General features: G+C 56.2%; 13 protein-coding genes. 2 read left to right on the top strand and 11 right to left on the bottom strand.

The genetic code is table 11. From position 1 onward, the window contains the following. On the bottom strand, positions 1-1701 hold a 1701-nt coding region (locus tag CLV44_RS17320), incomplete at its 3' end, for a retention module-containing protein (RefSeq protein ID WP_170069291.1). A gap of 164 nt (positions 1702-1865) precedes the next feature. Here CLV44_RS17320 and CLV44_RS07685 point away from each other — a divergent pair. Beyond that, positions 1866-2849 carry a hypothetical protein gene (locus tag CLV44_RS07685; protein WP_245912639.1) on the top strand — a complete coding sequence of 328 codons (984 nt, stop codon included), beginning with the start codon at positions 1866-1868 and terminating at the stop codon, positions 2847-2849. 76 nt (positions 2850-2925) lie between these two features. On the opposite strand, the gene CLV44_RS07680 is transcribed toward CLV44_RS07685, so the two are convergent. The 10 genes from CLV44_RS07680 to pilM all read right to left on the bottom strand — a co-directional run bounded on the left by CLV44_RS07680 (position 2926) and on the right by pilM (position 17161). Further along, positions 2926-4359, bottom strand: a complete 1434-nt coding sequence (locus CLV44_RS07680; RefSeq protein WP_106591532.1) for an FAD-dependent oxidoreductase — start codon at positions 4357-4359, stop codon at positions 2926-2928. Between the two features lie 61 nt (positions 4360-4420). Then, the gene (gltB, locus tag CLV44_RS07675) at positions 4421-8875 is read right to left on the bottom strand and encodes a glutamate synthase large subunit (protein WP_106591531.1); all 4455 of its coding nucleotides are present in this window, start codon (positions 8873-8875) and stop codon (positions 4421-4423) included. 190 nt (positions 8876-9065) lie between these two features. Next, a complete protein-coding gene (locus CLV44_RS17635) occupies positions 9066-10565 on the bottom strand; it encodes an AAA family ATPase (protein WP_170069290.1) in 1500 nt (499 codons plus the stop codon). Positions 10566-10584: 19 nt separating this feature from the next. After that, positions 10585-11673, bottom strand: coding sequence for a 3-dehydroquinate synthase (gene aroB, locus CLV44_RS07665; protein ID WP_106591529.1), 1089 nt, complete (start codon positions 11671-11673; stop codon positions 10585-10587). A gap of 22 nt (positions 11674-11695) precedes the next feature. After that, on the bottom strand, positions 11696-12223 hold the full coding sequence (gene aroK, locus CLV44_RS07660) for a shikimate kinase AroK (protein ID WP_281257816.1): 528 nt from the start codon (positions 12221-12223) through the stop codon (positions 11696-11698). 20 nt (positions 12224-12243) lie between these two features. Beyond that, on the bottom strand, positions 12244-14421 hold the full coding sequence (locus CLV44_RS07655; RefSeq protein ID WP_425436410.1) for a type IV pilus secretin PilQ: 2178 nt from the start codon (positions 14419-14421) through the stop codon (positions 12244-12246). A gap of 5 nt (positions 14422-14426) precedes the next feature. Beyond that, positions 14427-14987 (bottom strand): pilus assembly protein PilP, encoded by a 561-nt coding sequence (locus tag CLV44_RS07650; RefSeq protein WP_146139986.1) that lies wholly within the window; start codon positions 14985-14987, stop codon positions 14427-14429. Then, positions 14971-15576: a type IV pilus inner membrane component PilO gene (locus tag CLV44_RS07645; protein ID WP_106591527.1), complete on the bottom strand. Its 606-nt coding sequence runs from the start codon at positions 15574-15576 to the stop codon at positions 14971-14973. Before CLV44_RS07645 ends, CLV44_RS07650 begins: the two co-directional genes overlap by 17 nt. Before the next feature lies 1 nt (position 15577). After that, positions 15578-16126 (bottom strand): PilN domain-containing protein, encoded by a 549-nt coding sequence (locus CLV44_RS07640; protein ID WP_106591526.1) that lies wholly within the window; start codon positions 16124-16126, stop codon positions 15578-15580. 18 nt (positions 16127-16144) lie between these two features. Then, positions 16145-17161 carry a type IV pilus assembly protein PilM gene (gene pilM, locus CLV44_RS07635; protein WP_245912637.1) on the bottom strand — a complete coding sequence of 339 codons (1017 nt, stop codon included), beginning with the start codon at positions 17159-17161 and terminating at the stop codon, positions 16145-16147. A gap of 199 nt (positions 17162-17360) precedes the next feature. On the opposite strand from pilM, the gene CLV44_RS07630 reads away from it, so the two are divergent. Then, on the top strand, positions 17361-19844 hold the full coding sequence (locus CLV44_RS07630) for a penicillin-binding protein 1A (RefSeq protein WP_146139985.1): 2484 nt from the start codon (positions 17361-17363) through the stop codon (positions 19842-19844). The last annotated feature ends 34 nt before the right edge of the window (positions 19845-19878 follow it).

The raw sequence follows: 19878 nt of genomic DNA, 5'->3' as shown, positions 1-19878 counted from the left end.
AATGTAGTACGCGCTGGTTTCACCGTTTTCGTTGATCACGGACGGAGCGTCGCTCAGGCCGCCATCGGCGTTAGCTGCAAACAGCTGGAAGGTGTAAGCAACGTCGTTGTCGTCGTAGCTCGGCGGATCTTGCGGATCGTCGTTGTCCGTTTCATCCACGATGGTGGTTTCAACGGTGTCGTTGTTGTACGCGATCGCCTCGTAGGCCGCCGCTTCGCTGTAGTTGCCTTCCAAAGCTACGGTGAAGGTCTCGCCGTTATCGGCAAAGGCATCATCAACAGCGGTGCTGCTGAACGCACTGCCCACAGCCACGGTGGTGCTGACGTAGTTGTAGTCTGCATCCGATGTAGTGCCGTTGTTGGTGAAGCTGACATCTACGCTGCCGCTTGGCTGATCGGCCAGCGGGGTACCGCTGTCATCTACCGCCAGAACAATGTAGTACGCGCTGGTTTCACCGTCTTCGTTGATCACGGACGGATCATCGTTCAGGCTGCCATCGGCATTGGCGGCGAACAGCTGGAAGGTGAAGGCAGCGTCGTTGTCGTCGTAGCTCGGCGGATCTTGCGGATCGTCGTTGTCGGTCTCATCCAAAATAGTCGTGGTAACGGCATTTGGAGAGTAGTTGACGATTACCCCAGCACCCTCATTGGACCATCCCCCACCCAGTGAAAGAGTCAGGCTTTCACCGTTATCGGACAGAGCATCGTCCACAGCGCTGACGAAGAATGGCTGACCGACAGTCACTTGCTGAGAGCCGGACGGCGAGAAATCCTCTCCAGGCGTTGCATCATCACCAGCCTGACCGATATTGACCGTTACAGTACCGCTTGGCTGGGTTGCCAACGGGATACCATTTTCGTCAACTTCCAGAACGACATATTCACCGTCTGTAGGCAGCGCAGGACGTTCCCCCTGCTCCGGCGATTGGCCAGGCAACGCTAAGGAGCCTGGCTCATAAATAGTGTTAGCCGATACATACTCACCATCAACCACGGCAAACAACTGCAGGTTGACGATTTCGGGCTCAGGTTCCGGTTCCGGTTCCGGTTCCGGCTCTGGTTCTGGTTCTGGTTCTGGTTCTGGTTCTGGTTCTGGTTCTGGCTCAGGTTCCGGCTCGGGTTCTGGTTCTGGTTCTGGTTCTGGTTCTGGTTCTGGCTCGGGTTCTGGTTCCGGCTCTGGCTCCGGTTCCGGCGCGGGTGGTACTTCATCAGCCACAGGCTGCACGGGTTCCTCGGAAACCGGTTGCTCTACAAATGATGAGAGACCAATAGTTTCATACCCCGCCTCCGGTGTAGTTTCACTGGCGGTACGGTTCAGCTGTACAAAGTCAGCACCTTCATTCCCTTGCGGTGCTCCGGCAGCAGGCGCACCCGCGGCCGTCGGTGCAAGCAGCTCTGTTGGATCTTGCCCGGCCAAAATGGCAGCCTGAATCGCATCTACACTGGCTACCGAGTCACCGCTGGGAAACTGGTCTGCAGGTGTGTAGGTGTCCGCTGTCACCAACCAGCTTTCACCTCCTTGCAGCGCCACAACGTTATCAACCCCTGTCAGCGTGATCTCAACCTGAGCATCAACACCCGTACGGATCAACTCCTGCTCCAGGATAACGTCACCCAGTGCCAGGACACGTTCGTTCCCGGATGAATCAATCGCCACGACCATACCCTTGATCGCGGTTACTGTACCAATTGCAGTGCTCATGCTCTGCTCTCCCGACTATTGTTGTACATCGAACCTAGCCGTCGTGTGGCTATATGGCTACTGTACCCTGGTACAGGCCGTACCCACAGGCAGTACCAAATGCCACAGCAGAACATGCAAAAACCTCTATACTTTCAAGCAGGTTGCCAGCGCAAAGGGGTCCAATGAAGAATATTCGATGCATTCTGTTTTATATCGCAGGCAGTGTGTGTTCTGGCTCGCTGCATGCACACACCCAATCCGACCTGCCTAATTGGGCAGCCAACGGCCTCGATCAAGCCCACGAAAACATAGGCAGTTGGGTGGACTATTCCGCCCGTAGCCTGGATGGGTTAATCGGCACCGAAGACAGCCTGACCGTCGATAACAACTCCTACCTGCGCATTACGCAGGAAAGTCTGTGGCAGGAGACGGAAGGCATCTCCAATGACCTCAGTGTACGGTTCAAACTGGACCTGCCGACCAGCAAAGAACGCCTGCGACTGCTGATCGAGAGCGACCCCGAAGAGTCATTAGGCACCCTGACCGAACAAGGCAGTAACAGCCAGCTGAATGAGCAACTCAGCAACAGCAATACCATCATCGGGCTTGATCAGCTGACCCCTCGCGACAAGCACCAACGCTGGAGTTATCGTTTGGGGGGCGGTATTAAGCTGAGAACACCGATAGACCCCTATGTACGCGCCACCGGCGAGCGCGTCTGGAGTTGGGATGAAACTTCTTGGGAGTTAAGCAGTTACAATCGTTTTTCCTGGTTCGACAGCGACGGTTATTCAGCACGCAGTCATTGGGATTTGAGTCGCCCTTTGGATGCGGATCGTCGCCTGCGTTCTTACACCCGGTTTCAATGGCAGGAGACCGAAGATACGCTGGAATATTCCCAACGTTTCGAGATATCCCGTCAACTCGATGATCGCAGTAATCTGCGCCACAGCCTGATTATGGTGGGTGACAGCCTGTCTGATCCTCGTATCAATGACTATTACCTGCAGAGTTGGTATCGACGCGATATCCATAAGGGGCGCTTGTTTATGGACCTGATCCCGGAGCTGCATTTTGACCGCGACTCGGATTTCGCGCCACGCTGGGCTTTTACACTTCGGTTTGAGTTCTATCTGCGCAAGGCAATCAATCGCTCGCTGCGCTAGGGTTTTATACCTCTCACTCACAAAAAAACCGGATGCCATCACAGCATCCGGTTTTTTTAGCTTAAGCCGACGGGAGTCAGACTTCGAGGAAGTCCAGAATGCCTTCGGCAGCCTTGCGGCCTTCATCGATGGCAGTTACCACCAGGTCAGAACCACGCACCATGTCACCACCGGCAAACACCTTGGCGTTGCTGGTCTGGAAGGCGAAACGGCCCGCTTCCTGCGGCTGCGCCTGAGTCTTGATGCGGCCATCGTCATGCAGATCGATGGTAAAGTCGGCCAGCCAGGCTGCCGGGCTCGGACGGAAACCGAACGCGACCAACACGGCATCAGCGTCCAGAACTTCTTCAGAACCCGGTACCACTTCGGCACGACGGCGACCGTTTTCGTCCGGCTCACCCATACGGGTTGCCACCACCTTGACGCCGACAACCTTGCCATTCTCACCGACAACCTCAACCGGCTGACGGTTGAACATGAACTCGACGCCCTCTTCGCGGGCGTTTTCCACCTCGCGTTTGGAGCCCGGCATGTTGGCTTCGTCACGACGATAGGCACAGATCACCGACTCGGCACCCTGACGGATCGACGTACGGTTACAATCCATCGCGGTGTCACCACCACCCAGCACCACGACCTTCTGGCCCTTGACGCTGATGTACTCGGACGGGTCTTTCTCGAAGCCCATGCAATGGTTTACGTTGGAGATCAGGAACGGCAGTGCATCATGCACACCCTCCAGCTCTTCACCCGGGAAACCACCTTTCATGTAGGTGTACGTACCCATGCCCATGAACACGGCATCGTATTCGTTCATCAGCTGTTGCATGCTGATGTCACGACCGATCTCGGTGTTGAGATGGAACTCGACACCCATTTCGGTGAACACGTCACGACGACGGCTCATCACGCTCTTTTCCAGCTTGAACTCTGGAATACCGAACGTCAGCAGGCCACCGATTTCAGGATGGCGGTCGAATACCACCGGCTTGACGCCGTTGCGCACCAGAATATCGGCACAACCCAAACCCGCCGGGCCTGCACCGATCACGGCCACTTTTTTGTCGGTCCATTGCACACCGGACATGTCCGGCTTCCAGCCCATGGCAAACGCGGTATCGGTGATGTATTTCTCCACCGAACCGATGGTCACGGCACCGAATTCGTCATTCAGCGTACAGGCCCCTTCACACAGACGGTCCTGCGGACAAACACGGCCACAGACTTCCGGCAGGGAGTTGGTCTGATGACTCAGCTCCACCGCTTCCATGATGTTGCCTTCCGTCACCAGCTTCAGCCAGTTGGGAATGAAGTTGTGTACCGGGCATTTCCATTCACAGTACGGGTTGCCGCATTCCAGGCAGCGGTGCGACTGCGAAGACGCGTCCTTGGATTTGAACGGCTCATAGATCTCGGCAAACTGATGCTTGCGGACACCTGCAGGCACTTTCTCAGGCCCCTGACGGCCTACTTCAATAAACTGAAAATCGTTGTTCAGACGGTCAGTCATATTACCACCTCGTCCGGCACCTGCCGCCTGGGCAGGTGCTGCAGTTAGTCGTTCTCGATACTTACTCGGGGCGCACACGCACAGTATTCAGCAGGTCATTCAAACTGGCAGCCTTGGGCTTCACCAGCCAGAACTTGCCACAGAAGTCGTAGAAGTTGTCGAGGACATGGGTCGCCCAGGCACTTCCGGTCTCTGTCGCATATTCCTGAATCACTGCACGCAGGTGGTTCTTGTAAGCTTCCATCTGCTCGGTTGCAATGCGGTGGATATCGACCAGCTCATGGTTGTACTTGTCCACAAAGCTGTTGTCGAGATCCAGTACATAGGCGAAACCACCGGTCATACCGGCACCGAAGTTGTAGCCGGTTTCACCCAGCACCGTCACCATGCCGCCGGTCATGTATTCGCAGCAGTGGTCACCCGCGCCTTCAATCACCGCGTGACAACCGGAGTTGCGCACCGCGAAACGCTCACCCGCATGGCCCGCTGCAAACAGCTTGCCGCCGGTGGCACCGTACAAACAGGTGTTACCGATGATTGCGGTTTCGTTGGACTTGAAGGTCACGGCATCGAACGGACGCACCACGATCTTGCCGCCGGCCATGCCCTTGCCGACATAGTCGTTGGCATCGCCTTCAAGCAACAGGTTCTGGCCACCAGCGTTCCAGACACCAAAAGACTGACCTGCATGGCCCTGGAAACGGAAGGTGATCGGTGCATCGCTCATGCCCAGGTTACTGTGCAGACGTGCAATTTCACCTGACGTGCGCGCACCTACGGAACGGTCACAGTTGGTGATCTTCAACGTCCACTCGCCACCCTGCTTACCGGCAATCGCGGCTCGGGACAGCTCCAGCATTTCACTGTTCAAGTTGCCGGCATCATACGGCTCGTTGCGCGCCTGCTGCACGGTATGCGGATACTCTTCCGGTGCCCCGGCAGTACCGATGATCGGCGTCAGATCCAGATGACCCTGTTTTTCGGTCACGCCTTCCAGAATTTCCAGCAGATCGACACGACCTACCAGCTCCTCAAAGGTGCGCACACCCAGCTGCGCCATCAGCTGACGCACTTCTCCGGCAACGAAGCGGAAGAAGTTTTTCACCATTTCCACAGTACCGCGGAAGTGGTCGTTACGCAGGTCTTCGCGCTGGGTTGCCACACCGGTCGCGCAGTTGTTCAGGTGACAAATACGCAGGTATTTACAGCCCAGTGCCACCATCGGCATGGTACCGAAACCGAAGCTCTCGGCACCCAGCATCGCCGCCTTGACTACATCCAGACCGGTCTTCAGACCGCCATCTGTCTGCAGACGGATCTTGCCACGCAGCTGGTTGGCACGCAGTGCCTGATGCGCATCGGCCAGACCCAGCTCCCACGGAGAACCGGCATAGTGGATGGAGGTCAGCGGAGACGCTGCCGTACCACCGTCGTAACCGGAGATGGTGATCAGGTCGGCATAGGCCTTGGCCACGCCGCAGGCAATGGTACCGACGCCCGGACGGGACACCAGTTTGACCGACACCAGACCTTCAGGATTGATCTGCTTGAGGTCGAAAATCAGCTGGGCCAAATCCTCGATCGAGTAGATATCGTGGTGCGGCGGCGGTGAAATCAGGGTCACACCCGGCACCGAGTAACGCAGACGCGCAATCAGCGCGTTGACCTTGCCACCCGGCAACTGGCCACCCTCACCGGGCTTGGCACCCTGGGCAACCTTGATCTGCATGACATCGGCGCTCATCAGATATTCCGGCGTGACGCCGAAACGGCCTGATGCAACCTGCTTGATCTTGGAACGTTTCATGGTGCCGTGACGGGCCGGATCTTCACCGCCCTCACCGGAGTTGGAACGACCGCCCAACTCGTTCATGGCTACGGCCAGTGCTTCATGCGCTTCCGGCGACAAGGCACCCAGTGACATGGCAGCACTGTCGAAACGCTGGAAGATGTTCTCCGCCGGCTCGACCTGATCCAACGGGATCGACTTGAGGCCTTTCTTCAGACCCAACAGATCACGCAGGGTGGCCACGCCACGGTTGTTTACCAGCTCGGCGTAACGGTCATAAGCACGCTGATCGCCGGTCTTGACCGCTTCATGAATGCTGGTCACCACGTCCGGGTTGTAGGCATGGTATTCGCCACCGTGAACATACTTCAGCAAACCGCCCTGCTGGATCGGCTTGCGCGCGCTCCAGGCCAGCTTGGCCAGGTCAGCCTGTTCACTCTGGAAATCAGTGAAACGGGCGCCTTCAATACGGCTGCACACGCCACGGAAACAGAGGTCAACCAGGTCACTGGACAGGCCTACCGCTTCGAACAACTGGGCACCGCGATAGGATGCGATCGTGGAGATACCCATCTTCGACAGGATCTTCAGCAGGCCCTTGTTGATGCCCTTGCGGTAATTCTCATGCGCCTGCAGCGGCTCGACACTCAGCTCGCCGGTGCGGCACAGATCGTTGAGGACGCGATACGACAGGTACGGGTACACCGCTGTTGCACCAAAGCCGAACAGCACGGCGAAGTGGTGTGAGTCACGTGCCGTCGCGGTTTCCACGATCAGGTTGGTATCACAGCGCAGACCCTTTTCCATCAGGTGGTGATGGACGGCACCGGTCGCCATGGACGCATGGATCGGCAGTTTGCCACGTGACAGGTAGGCATCAGTCAGAATCAACAACACCTTGCCGTCGCGCACAGCCGCTTCTGCCCGGGCGCACAGATCATGGATCGCCTGCTCCAGACCCGTTTCAGGGTCATACTGCAGATCCAGATCGATGGAATCGAAGCCGTCGTGCGGGCAGTTACGCATATAGCGGAACTTGCTGGCCGACAGCACCGGCGAACTCAGGATAATACGACGGGCATGCTCCGGCGTTTCCTCAAATACGTTCTGCTCGGCACCAATGCAGGTTTCCAGCGACATGACGATCGCTTCACGCAGCGGATCGATCGGCGGGTTGGTGACCTGCGCGAACTGCTGACGGAAGTAGTCATACGGTGAACGGATCTTGTTCGACAGCACCGCCATCGGCTTGTCGTCGCCCATGGAGCCAACGGCTTCCATACCCGACTCGCCCAACGGACGCAGGACCTGATCACGTTCTTCGAAGGTGACCTGGAACATTTTCATGTGCTGCTTGGTTTCTTCCGGCGACATTTCGCGGAACGACTGTGACTCCTGGTCGAAGCTCATCGTCTGTTCCAGACGGATCGCCTTGTCCTTCAGCCACTGCTTGTAGGGCTGACCGGCCTTGAGGATGTTATCCACATCGCCGGTGTGCAGTACTTCGCCCGTGGCAGTATCGATGGACAGCATCTGGCCCGGTCCAACGCGGCCCTGGGCCACGATATCTTCCGGAGCGTAATCGAATACACCGATCTCGGACGCCGTACAGATATAGCCGTCGCGGGTCATCACCCAGCGGGACGGACGCAAGCCGTTGCGGTCGAGCATGCAGACAGCGAAACGACCATCGGTCATGACCATACCGGCCGGACCATCCCAGGGCTCCATGTGCATGGAGTGGTAATCGTAGAAAGCACGCAGATCGGAATCCATGGTCTCCACGTTCTGCCAGGCCGGGGGTACGATCATGCGCACGGCACGGTAAAGATCCATGCCACCCACCAGCAGGAACTCAAGCATGTTATCCATGCTGGAAGAGTCGGAACCGGTGGTATTGACGATCGGCTGCAGCTCATCCAGATTCGGCAGCTGCTCGGTCACGAACTTGGTGCGACGTGCGCGTGCCCAGTTGCGGTTACCGTCGACGGTATTGATCTCACCGTTGTGCGCCAGGAAACGGAACGGCTGTGCCAGCGGCCAACGTGGTGCGGTATTAGTGGAGAAGCGCTGGTGGTAGGTGCAGATTGCGGTTTCGAGACGTGGATCGTTGAGATCCTGGTAGAACACCGGTAGATCAACCGGCATCATCAAGCCTTTGTAGGAAAGAACATTATCGGAAAGGCTGCAGATGTAAAAATCGGGGTCTTGCGTGAGGGAGTTTTCGGTGTGGCGGCGAGCGATAAATAAACTAACGGCAAATTCCCGATCGCTCTTGCCGTTTGGGTTAATAAATACCTGCTCGATTTGAGGTAAGGTATCTTTTGCGATCGGTCCCAAACAGCTTTGATCAGTGGGAACCTCTCGCCAGCCTGCTACTCCCAGGCCTTGTGCCTCCAGTGCCTCGTTGAGCACCTCTCTGGATTGTGCAGCCAATGCTGCTTCACGGGAGAGGAATACCATGCCGACGGCATAGTTCTCACCCAACTCCACACCTTGATCCTCGCGCATGACTGCACGCAGAAAGCTGTCCGGTTTCTGCATTAGCAGACCACAACCATCACCTGTTTTCCCGTCCGCAGCGATACCCCCGCGGTGAGTCATGCAAGCGAGTGCTTCAATCGCCTTATCCAACAAGTCGTGACTGGTCTGTCCCTGCATGTGGGCCATTAGACCAAAGCCACAGTTATCCTTGAATTCTCCGAGGCGATAAAGACCTTTATTCATAAGCCGACCCCACTAAAAACTCTTTAAAAACAAATAGTTATAATAACTCCTTTCTCCCGGGGCATGATGGACGGGCAAAAAGGGGAAGCAATTTTACATGCGCAGTAGCAAAAGAACAAATTTTATCCAGTAAACCGTAAAATTCAGGCCAAAAAAAATGGCCCCTACCGGAGCCATTTCTATACTTAACCTACTGATTTTTCTTCTTAATATCCGATTTTACACCGGCAATTGAACGCGCCCACGGTCTGAGCTTCTGCAAGCCTGCCGGCAGTGCTTGAACGGCACTTACTGCCGCCGCGCGGTCCGCATACTGACCATACACCACAACATGCCATGGCTGCCCCTTGAACAGGGTTCGGAAGTAGTAAAAACGCTCGGGCTGCGCCTGGGCTTCAATGAACTTCTTGACGCTGATTTCCTCACGCGCACCCAACATCTGCAAGGTATAACCCTGCTGCGGCCAGCCCAGCAAATCCTGCTCACGCAACCAGGATTCAGCCACACCCGCCACTGACTTCACAACCGGTTTTGGCTCGGGTTCAGGAGCAGGTTTTGGCTCTGGCTTGGGTTCTGGTTTTGGCACAGGCTTGGGCACAGGTTTTGGCTCAGGCTTGGGTACTACTTCGGGGACCGGATCGGGCTTGGGTTCTGGTTTTGGCGCAGGTTTCGGTTCTGGTTCGGGCGCAGGCTTGGGCTGCGGCGCAACCACTGGCTCAGGGACGTCGATCGGATCAACGCTGACCGGAGCCGGTTCCGGCGGCGCAACAGGGCTTATCACCGGCTGCGGACGTTCAGGCTCGTCAGGTACCCGGATTTCAGTCGTGACCGGCTGTGCACGCGGAATGGTATTTACCGCCAATGGCAGCGTAATCCGCTCGGTCACAACGATTTCTTCCTCATCGTCGGCGGGCAAGTACTGCCAGATCGCAACAGAGAATACGGCCAGCAGAATCACGAACGCCGCGCTGATATGTTTGGGCGGCATCACCAGTCGGGTCACCGATGTGCTCTGCTCTTCCCGACGCAATACCTCAGTCACGGCATGTCGCAGGCGTGCAGGCCGACCCGCAGACTGTTCGACCAGCATGCGCAGCTGACGCTCTTTCAATACCATGCCATCCGGCAGCAATGACTCGATGAACTCGGCAGATTCTTCTGTGCTAAAAGGCTCCAGCTGTTCAATATGCAGATGCCCTTCCAGCCGCTGATCCAGTTCAAGATCACGGAAACGTTGCTCAAACGCAGGCGTACCCGCCAGCAGAATGCGCGGCGCGCCCTCGCCATCAAGCGTGGCAAAGTTGATCAGCAGCTCAAGCGCGTTATTGGTCAAGTAATCGACATCATCCACCAACAAAACCAGCGGCAAGTCATCAGCAGCCAGCTGCTTGGTCAGCGTATGCAGCTGCAACAGGCGCGTCTGATTATCGTCAGCCGCCGGTAGTGCCAGCGCATGCGTCAGTGCCTGCAACAGCCCGGTAACGTCAGCAGCCGCTTCAAATCGCACCAGCGCGGTACGATCGGCCATATTTTCTCGATCCTGGGCCAGCTTGTGCAGCAGCGTGGATTTGCCACAGCCTTCCGCCCCGGCGATGACGATCAGAAAGTCGGAGAAACGCACCAAATGCTGCAGTTTTTCCGATAACTGCAGCCTGGATCCAGGTTCGTGGTAGTAGCTGGGTACACTCATCGCTGACATCCTGCCGTGGTCACACCTGCCCCAACGCGTCGCCGGCCGTCAAGGTTGCGGTCAAAGCGTCAACCGGAAAATCATCGGTCACCACCGCATCTCCCAAGCACTGCAGCAAGACCAGCCGCAGGTTGCCATCGATCACTTTTTTATCCACTGCCATCAGTTCCAGGAAGCGCTCCGCGCTCATCTCGGTTGGTGGAACGACTGGCAGCCCTGCCGCCTCCAACACGCGACGCACACGATCCAGATCCGCCTGTGACAACCAACCCAGACGCGCCGACAGGTCAGCCGCCATCATCATGCCCGCGCCGACGGCCTCACCGTGCAGCCATTGACCATAGCCACGGTCCGTTTCAATCGCGTGACCGAAGGTATGCCCCAGGTTCAGCAGGGCGCGCACACCGGACTCACGTTCATCCAGCGCCACCATTTCGGCCTTGATCTCGCAGGAGCGGTAAATCGCATACGCCAGGGCATCAGGGTTACGTTGACGTAAGGGGGACATATTCTGCTCCAGCCATGTCAAAAATTCGACATCGTGGATAAGCCCGTATTTGATCACTTCAGCCAGCCCGGCCGATAGCTCCCGCTCGGGCAACGTGCTCAGTACAGATGTATCCGCCAGCACCACCTGGGGCTGGTGAAACGCACCAATCATGTTTTTGCCCAGTGGGTGATTGACGCCGGTTTTACCGCCAACGGATGAATCAACCTGAGACAGCAGCGTTGTCGGCACCTGAATAAAAGCCACGCCACGCTGATAGCAGGCCGCCGCAAACCCGGTCATGTCGCCGATCACGCCGCCACCCAATGCGATCAAGGTGGTAGTGCGGTTGTGGCGCTGTGTCAGCAAGGCATCGAAAATGCGTTCGATCTGCTCCAGCGTCTTGAAGGATTCGCCGTCCGGCAGGATAACGCGATCCACCTGGAACCCGGACAGCTGCGCCAGCAGAGTTTCAAGATACAACGGGGCCACCGTTTCATTGCTCACCACCATCACCTGGCGCCCCTTGATGAAGGGGGCCAACAGTGGCTGGGTCAACAGATTCTGGCCGATATGAATGGGGTAGCTGCGCTCCCCCAGGTCAACGTTCAGCGTTTGCATCAAGAGGTCTCCGGAAAGCGCGTTAGTCTATGTTTTGCAGGGGCTGCTGCCGCTTGATGAAACGGATGATATCGTTGACGACACCCTTGGGGTGACGTCGATCCGTTTTAATCAGCAGGTCACAGCAGTCACGGTACAGCGGATCACGCGTTGTAATCAGCGCCTCCAGTACTGCTCTGGGGTTTTCCGTCTGCAGCAGAGGGCGGTTACGATCTTTGGCGGTGCGTTCCAGCTGCTGGTCAATGGAGGTGTGCAGATAGACCACCGTCCCCCGACCTTGCAGATACTGGCGGTTGGCCTCACGCATGACGGCACCGCCGCCAGTAGCAAGCACGATGTTGTCCAGCTGGGTCAGCTCGTCAATGGCGGCCTCTTCGCGCTGGCGAAATCCGGCCTCACCTTCGACGTCGAAGATCCAGGGAATGTTGGTGCCGGCCCTGGCTTCGATTTCACGATCGGAATCGTGAAACGCCAGCCCCAGCTCCTGAGAAAGCAAACGCCCTATGGTGCTTTTGCCAGCACCCATAGGGCCAATTAGGAACACATTCAAATTGTTACAGCTCTTTGTACTTATCGTCTGAGTGACTCACGGATCATCTGCGGAGTGATGAAGATCAGGAGTTCACGTTTTTCGTTGCCCGCAATTCGACTTCTAAACAAATTACCCACTACCGGCAGATCTCCCAAGAATGGTGTCTTGGATACATTTTCACTGGTCTGATTACGCAAAACACCACCCAAGACAACCGTTTCCCCATCACTCACAACAATGGATGTCCTGAGCTCTTGCTTGTTGATCAACCGGTTACCCAACTCATCGTACACCTCGCCGACGGAGTCTTCAGTGATGATCAAGTCTAATTGTACCTTATCCCCAGGAATAATTTGTGGCACCACATCCAGTTTCAATACTACTTCCTTCCACTCAACTGTAGCTTTCCCATCACTGTCAATCGTACGGGTCGGGATTTCCTGACCTGCCTTGATGACAGCTGGCTTACCATTGGTTGTGATAACCTTTGGCTGGGAAACAATTTCCAGCTTACCGTCTGATTGCATGGCTAAAAGCTCAGCGGATAGCAGAAAACGATTAGTAAGGAAACCAAACGCAAGACCCGACGTTGCTTTCTCGATACCCAGGTCAACCATCAAGTTACCCGGGATAGTCATATTTTCTTTAAGCGCTTCCGAATCTTCAACAGCTTCAGCTTGGTCACTACTCAAAATAGGGTTGTGGACAACAGGAGTAGACGGGAAATTCGGTGAACCACCTACGCTCCAACGATCGTTCTTGAAACCTGCGCCCCAGCGAATCCCAAGTTCCTTAGCCGCCGTATTGGATGCTGTTACCAACCGCGCTTGCACCATGACCTGAGCCACTTCAACATCAAATTGCTTGATTGTGTTTCTGATTTCACCGACCTTTTTGACGGTTTCTCGTACCATCAGCGTATTAGTTTCGTCATCTGCCAACACGAAACCACGCTCGGATATCATCATAGCCTCAACGAGGCGATCCTTGATATCAGAAGCCTTGCGATAATCAATTTGAATAAAATCAGTTATTAGCGGCGCAACGGTAATCTCACTCTGCTGGCTCTGCATTTCCACCGCTTCACGCTCGGCGATTTCGGCTACAGTCCCTATCAGCAAGACGTTACCGGCTTCACGCTTATCCAGCCCCTTGGTCTGCAGCACGATATCCAGTGCCTGATCCCAGGGTACATTTTTCAGACGCAAGGTAATGTCGCCCTGCACATTGTCACTGACCACGAGGTTTTTCTCGGCCACTTCGGCAATGATCTGCAATACGGTACGAATTTCCACATTCTGGAAGTTCAGATCGATCTTCTCGCCGCTGTAAGGAAACAGGTCCTTCTGCGCTTGCTGATCAGCCTGGGTCATGGACTTGAAGTCCAGTATCAGCTGATTGCCGCTCTGGTAGGCCATGTAGTCATAAGGTGCTGCTGACGGCGTGATCAGGATCGTGGCGCTGTCGCCTTTGACCAGGGTGTCGACGTAATTGACCGGGGTGGCAAAATCCTGCACATCCAAACGCTGCTGCAGACCAGGCTTCAGGTTGGCACCTTTCAGGTTGACCACAACATTATTGCCTTCCTCAACAATATCGAGATCAGCGCCGGTCGTGCCCAAATCAATCACCACACGCCCACGGTCACCTTCCAAACGACGGAAGTCGATACCTGCCACTTCAGCCTGGGCAGTACGATTGCTGGTGGCCTCTGATCCAGCCGCCGTTGTCTGCGGGTGCGCAACCGGTGTGGATACCGTATTGGCCGGCGCGGCCACATCACTGCCCAATTCCAGCAGCAGGGTGTTGCCTTGCGTCTGCACGTTGTAACCCACCATGGCATTCAGGTTGGTTACGATTCGCAGACGGCCATTGGCTTCGGCAAAATGCAGACTATCGACATCACCGGATTTGACCGCCAGCATCTTCTGCGCCATTGCACTGCTGGCTCCCCACAGGTCCATGACCAGTCTGGGCGGCATTTCAATCAGGTAGGCCTTGACCTCCGGCGGAGCGGTATCGAAGGTCATCTGCACTTCGACCTTTTTCCCCGGCAACGAGGCAAAGTTCACATCCTGCAATACGGCATTTTGCGCTACGGCAGCACGCGTGAAGCACATCAGCAGCACTGCACTGAGCATGAGCCAGAATGGTCCCAGGTATCGGGTCTGCATCCGGTTGGTTTCGATCCGTCTGTCTCTATTCACGGTCTGCATCCTTATCAATCCTGCTGTTCCAGCGTCAGAGAGCGTGGGCGTTTCATCCACCCGCCTCGTCCATTTGAAATAATTTCTACCAATTCCAACCCGCGCTCGTTGATGGTGGTCACTTCACCATGGTCATTACCGAGATAATTACCCGCCACCACGCGGTGGACTTCCTGGTTCGGGTCTTCAATCAACGCCCACAAGGTACTGCCACCCGGCTCGGTAATGATGCCAACCATGTTAAGTTGATCAACCGAAAACTCTTCAAGGTACTCTTTCGGGCGATCCTGGTTCGGCTTGATGGCGTCATCACCGGCGATGTCATCACGCCCGGGCGCATTACGCACCAACGGCCGGAAGGGGTCGCGCAGGCTGGAGCCCTCATAAACGAAACTTTCATAGGGTTTGAACGTCGGCAAGGGCTCTATGCGGCCGCTCGGACGCGCCTGCTGTTCACGCGTGTAACGCTGCAGATCCTGAGTGTCATCCACCCAGATACAGCCCGTCAAAGGCAATATGACGCTCAGCGCAAGCCCGAGGCGCACTCCCTGTCGTATCTTATTTCGTATCATCATAGCGGTAGGTCTTCGCGGTGATTTCCATTAACAGCGCATTATCATCATCGGGCTCAAGCGAGAAATTGTGCAAGGTCACAATACGCTTGATGGCAGCCACACCACTGACAAATTCGCTCATTTGGTGATAATTGCCGCGCACAAGGATACGGATGGGCAGCTCGACATAGAACTGTTCCTTACGTTCAGGTTCCAGTGCAATCAGGTTGAACTCAAGGCCCGCATTCTTGCCAATCTCGGTAATATCCTCGAGCAGGCCCGGCACTTCCTTATCCGTCGGCAGCTGAGTCAGCAGTTCGGCAAAGCGCCCTTCCACGTCAGCCATCTGCTTGCGTAGCGCATCCAGACTGGCAACCTGAAACGCCTTGGTCTGATACTCCTGCTTGAACTCACGCTCCTTCACCACTTCGCGTTCGACCGCGATATGCTTGTCTTTGATGAGGAAGTGAACGCCCCCCCCTAGCACAAGGGCAAATACCAGCAGGTAAACAACAATTTTGACCCCAATCGGCCAATTACCCGCTTGGTTAGCGTCCACATTATTGATGTCAAAGCCTTGGAAGGCGGTCTTGAATGAGTTGGCATCCATTTTATTTTGCCTCCTCAGCATCAGGGCGTGTCATGCCGACATTCATATTGAAACGTTGCTCCGCACCCGCCTTGTCAACCTGACGCAAATTCGGTTCCTTGAACCAGATGGAGGCATCCAGCCGACGCATCAATCCGGATATGTCGTTATTATCTTCAGCCATACCTTCAATGGTTATGACCTCTCCACGACGGATCAGGGAGTCATATTGAATGCCATCCGGCAGCACGCGCACCAGCTCATCAAAGTTGCGCACGATAATGGGCCGGTTGCCCTGCAGCTGTTGAATGGCCTGCAGGCGTTCGAGCAGACGCTCACGCTTTGCCCTTAGCTCCTGAATTTCCTTGATCTTCTGATCCAGCTTGACGATCTCGGCCTTCAGGTAGCTGTTGCGGACATTCTGGCGTTCCATCTGAACGTCGTAATAGTAACTGATGCCCAGGACGACCAGTCCGCCCAGCAGTGCCGCACCAACAATATTGCCGATGAAACGCTTTTGCAGCCGCTCATTACGCTCTTCACGCCAGGGTCTGAGGTTAATACGTGCCATACATAATCCCTATGATCCCTAAATATCGAAGCTTCGTTGCGCCAGACCACAGGCCTTAAGCAAACTGGGCGCATCCTTCTGCAGCCGTGCCGTATTGATCTTGGAGGCTACCTGCATGTTGAGGAATGGATTGGCAATCTGGGTACCAACACCCACCTCGTCCGCCACCATGGTCGCCAGGCCGTCCAGCCCTGCTGTACCACCAGCAAGATACAACTTGCCCAGCTGCCCCTGTGAACCTGACGAATAGTAGAACTGAAGCGCACGTGACACCTGCTGCACAACCGTTTGCCGGAACGGCAACACCAGCGTATTCATGGTGTCTTCATCCAGCTCTCCCGTGTGCAACAGACGCTCAACCTCGGCGACTGCAACACCCTTGTGCTGATGGATCATGTTGGTAAGGTCATTACCGCCAAAAGCCTGCTCGCGGTTATAAATGATCTTGTTGCTCCGGAACACATTCAGCGTCAACGTGGCGGCACCGATATCCACAATACCCACCAATTGCCCACCGGGCTCGCCCTGCTCCAACAGCGGCAGCGTACGCTCAATGGCGTAGGTGTCGATATCGATCACTTCACACTTGAGCCCGGAGCCATTAATCGCTTCTTCGCGGCTTTCGGTGTCATCCCGGCGACAGGCAACCAGCAGGATTTCATTGAGTTCCGGTGCCTTGTCAACCGGCCCCTGCACTTCAAAATCCAGTGCAACTTCGTCCAGAGGATAGGGAATAAACTGGTCGGCCTCGACCTGCACCTGTTCCTCCAGCTCCATACCAACGAATGCATTGCTGATTTCAAGACGCTTGGTAATCACCGCCGATGCGGGCACGGCTGTCACCGCATGTGACAGACTGACACCGCAAATCTTGAGACCACGCTCAATAGCATCGGAAACTTCATCGGGAGTCTCGACGTTACCGTCCACGACCGCTGTCGGCGGCAAGGAAACGATCGCATAGCCTTCGATCTGATACGACTGTCCATGTTTGGTAAGTGCTACCAACTTGACAGAAGCGGATCCGATATCCACTCCCACCCAGCCAGCAGTTTTTGGCTTTAAGAAGCTGAGCACGACATTTTCCTTATATCAATCAGATGAAGTCCCGCAGACGGTCACAATGTAGCCTGATTCGGCGACAATTTAAACTGCTCGCTCCCTGTAGACCACGTCACTTACACCTATATAATGATCCAGCTCTATTTTTTTTACCGGATTATCAAAGGTCGGCATGCGTATTCTGAAACGACTCTGCAAATGGCTCATTACTCTGTCTCTGATTGGCGTCTTAACGGGTGCCATCGCGTTTGCCGGGGTGTTTTACTATTTCAGCCCCGAGCTGCCTGACGTGCAAACCCTGCGCGATGTTCAATTCCAGACGCCGCTGCGCATCTATTCGAGCGATGACAAGCTGATCGCCGAGTTTGGCGAGAAAAAGCGCGCGCCCGTAAGTTTCGACCAGATTCCGGATGATTTCGTCAAAGCTTTGCAAGCCGCCGAGGATGCCCGGTTTTTTGATCATTTCGGTATCGACATCAAGGGCTTGAGCCGTGCGGCACTGCAGCTCGCATCCACCGGCAGCATTCAGAGCGGCGGCTCGACCATTACCATGCAGGTCGCCAAGAACTTCTTCCTGACCCGTGAACAGACCTTTCGCCGCAAGTTCATCGAGATTCTACTCGCCCTGCAGATTGAGCAGGAGCTGAACAAGCAGGAGATTCTGGAACTGTACGTCAACCAGATCTATCTGGGACACCGTGCCTACGGCATTCGGGCGGCCGCCAACACTTATTACGGCAAAAATCTGGATGAGCTGAGCCTGGCCCAGCTGGCCATGATTGCAGGCCTGCCCAAGGCACCATCCGCCTTCAACCCGATCACCAACCCGGACCGGGCAGAAGAACGACGCAACTGGATTTTGGGCCGCATGCTATTGCTCGGCTATATTTCCCAGGCAGCACATGATGAAGCGGTAGCCGCGCCGGTAACCGCTCGCTACCACCGCAGCGATATCGAACTCGATGCCCCCTATATTGCCGAAATGATCCGTCAGCAGCTGTACGCACGTTACGGCGACGCCCTGTATACCGACGGCTACCGAGTCTGGGCCACGGTCGACAGCCGCATGCAGGCAGAGGCCACTCTGGCTCTGCGGCGCGGTTTGCTCGACTATACTGACCGGCACGGCTACCGGGGCGCTGAAGCCAGCCTCGACCTCGCCACGCTCAACCATGAAGATCAGCTCAGCGCACTGCGCCAGCACACGGCGTTTGCCGGTCTGGAGCCCGCACTGGTACTGGAGGTAAGCGCTGACGGCGCACAGCTGATGCTGAGCAGCGGTGAAGAAGCCAGCCTCGGCTGGGATGGCATCAAGTGGGCTCGCCCCTACCGCAGCGTACACTGGACCGGTCCCGAGCCGAAACGTCCTGCCGACGTGGTGGCCCGTGGCGATATCATTCGCGTGATGCCGAATGATGAAGGTCAGCTGCGCCTCACCCAGATGCCGGAAGTACAGGGCGCACTGGTAGCACTCAACCCTCAGGATGGTGCCGTCCGCGCTCTGGCCGGGGGCTTCAGCTTCTACCACAACAAATTCAACCGGGCCACTCAGGCTTATCGCCAGCCGGGCTCCAACATCAAACCGTTCCTGTACACCGCTGCACTGGAAAACGGCTTCACGCCGGCCTCGATCATCAACGACGCCCCGGTCGTGTTCCATGATGTCAGTCTGGAAGGTGCCTGGCGTCCCGAGAACGACAACGGCAAGTTCAACGGCCCCACCCGCCTGCGTGAAGCCCTGTTCCGCTCGCGCAACCTGGTTTCCATCCGTCTGATGCGTGCCCTCGGGATCGAACAGGCACGTGAGTTCATCCTCCGCTTCGGCTTCGAACCCGATAAGTTCCCGGGCAACCTGTCATTGTCACTGGGTAGCGCCAGCGCCACACCGCTGCAGGTCGCACGCGGCTATGCCGCACTGGCTAATGGCGGCTTCCTGGTCGACCCTTACCTGATTGCCCGCATCGAAAATGCGGACGGCCAGCTGCTATTGCAAGCCGCACCGGTACAGGCTTGCCCGGAATGCCCGGAAACGGCAGCACCGACTCAGGCTGACACGCTCGCGACTGCCGCCAGTGCAGCAACCAGCGATAGCGCCGATACCGCGAATGACAGCTCCCTGACCACCCACCTGCTGCCGCCAGAACAACTGACGGACGCCACCCGACCGGCACCGCGCATCATCAGCCCGCGCAACGCCTTCCTGATTTACGATGTCATGCGTGATGTCATCACGCGCGGAACTGGCAGCCGTGCACGGGTACTTGAGCGCACCGACCTTGCAGGCAAAACCGGCACCACCAATGAACAGAAGGATGTGTGGTTCAGTGGATTCAGCCCTGACCTGGTCGCCACCACATGGGTCGGTTTCGATCAGCCATCACCGCTTGGGCGCGGCGAGTATGGCAGTAGCCGTGCTCTGCCGATCTGGATCGACTTCATGGAAGAAGCCCTGCAGGATATGCCGGACAACCCGCCAGCCGTGCCCAATGGCATCGTCCGCGTACGCATCGATCCAGCGACCGGCAAGCGTGCTTACAGTGGCCAGAAGAATGCCATGTACGAATACTTCCGCAGTGAAGATGTGCCACGTGAGACCGCCCGCAGCCCTGCACAGCAGATGGAAGCTCCGGCAACCGAAGCGATCTTCGGTTACTGATCTTCTTGGTAGCCAGGCAAATGCCTGGCTACCG

Source organism: Marinobacterium halophilum (genome assembly GCF_003014615.1).
Classification (GTDB): Bacteria; Pseudomonadota; Gammaproteobacteria; order Pseudomonadales; family Balneatricaceae; genus Marinobacterium; species Marinobacterium halophilum.
This window is presented reverse-complemented; position numbering and strand designations above follow the sequence as displayed.

Excerpts from the sequence above, each read along its gene's own strand:
- gltB (WP_106591531.1), bottom strand. The coding sequence starts at position 8,875 with ATGAATAAAGGTCTTTATCGCCTCGGAGAATTCAAGGATAACTGTGGC.
- CLV44_RS07655 (WP_425436410.1), bottom strand. The coding sequence starts at position 14,421 with ATGCAGACCGTGAATAGAGACAGACGGATCGAAACCAACCGGATGCAG.
- CLV44_RS07680 (WP_106591532.1), bottom strand. The coding sequence starts at position 4,359 with ATGACTGACCGTCTGAACAACGATTTTCAGTTTATTGAAGTAGGCCGT.
- CLV44_RS07630 (WP_146139985.1), top strand. The coding sequence starts at position 17,361 with ATGCGTATTCTGAAACGACTCTGCAAATGGCTCATTACTCTGTCTCTG.
- CLV44_RS07640 (WP_106591526.1), bottom strand. The coding sequence starts at position 16,126 with ATGGCACGTATTAACCTCAGACCCTGGCGTGAAGAGCGTAATGAGCGG.
- aroB (WP_106591529.1), bottom strand. The coding sequence starts at position 11,673 with ATGCAAACGCTGAACGTTGACCTGGGGGAGCGCAGCTACCCCATTCAT.
- CLV44_RS07645 (WP_106591527.1), bottom strand. The coding sequence starts at position 15,576 with ATGGATGCCAACTCATTCAAGACCGCCTTCCAAGGCTTTGACATCAAT.
- CLV44_RS07685 (WP_245912639.1), top strand. The coding sequence starts at position 1,866 with ATGAAGAATATTCGATGCATTCTGTTTTATATCGCAGGCAGTGTGTGT.
- CLV44_RS07650 (WP_146139986.1), bottom strand. The coding sequence starts at position 14,987 with ATGATGATACGAAATAAGATACGACAGGGAGTGCGCCTCGGGCTTGCG.
- CLV44_RS17635 (WP_170069290.1), bottom strand. The coding sequence starts at position 10,565 with ATGAGTGTACCCAGCTACTACCACGAACCTGGATCCAGGCTGCAGTTA.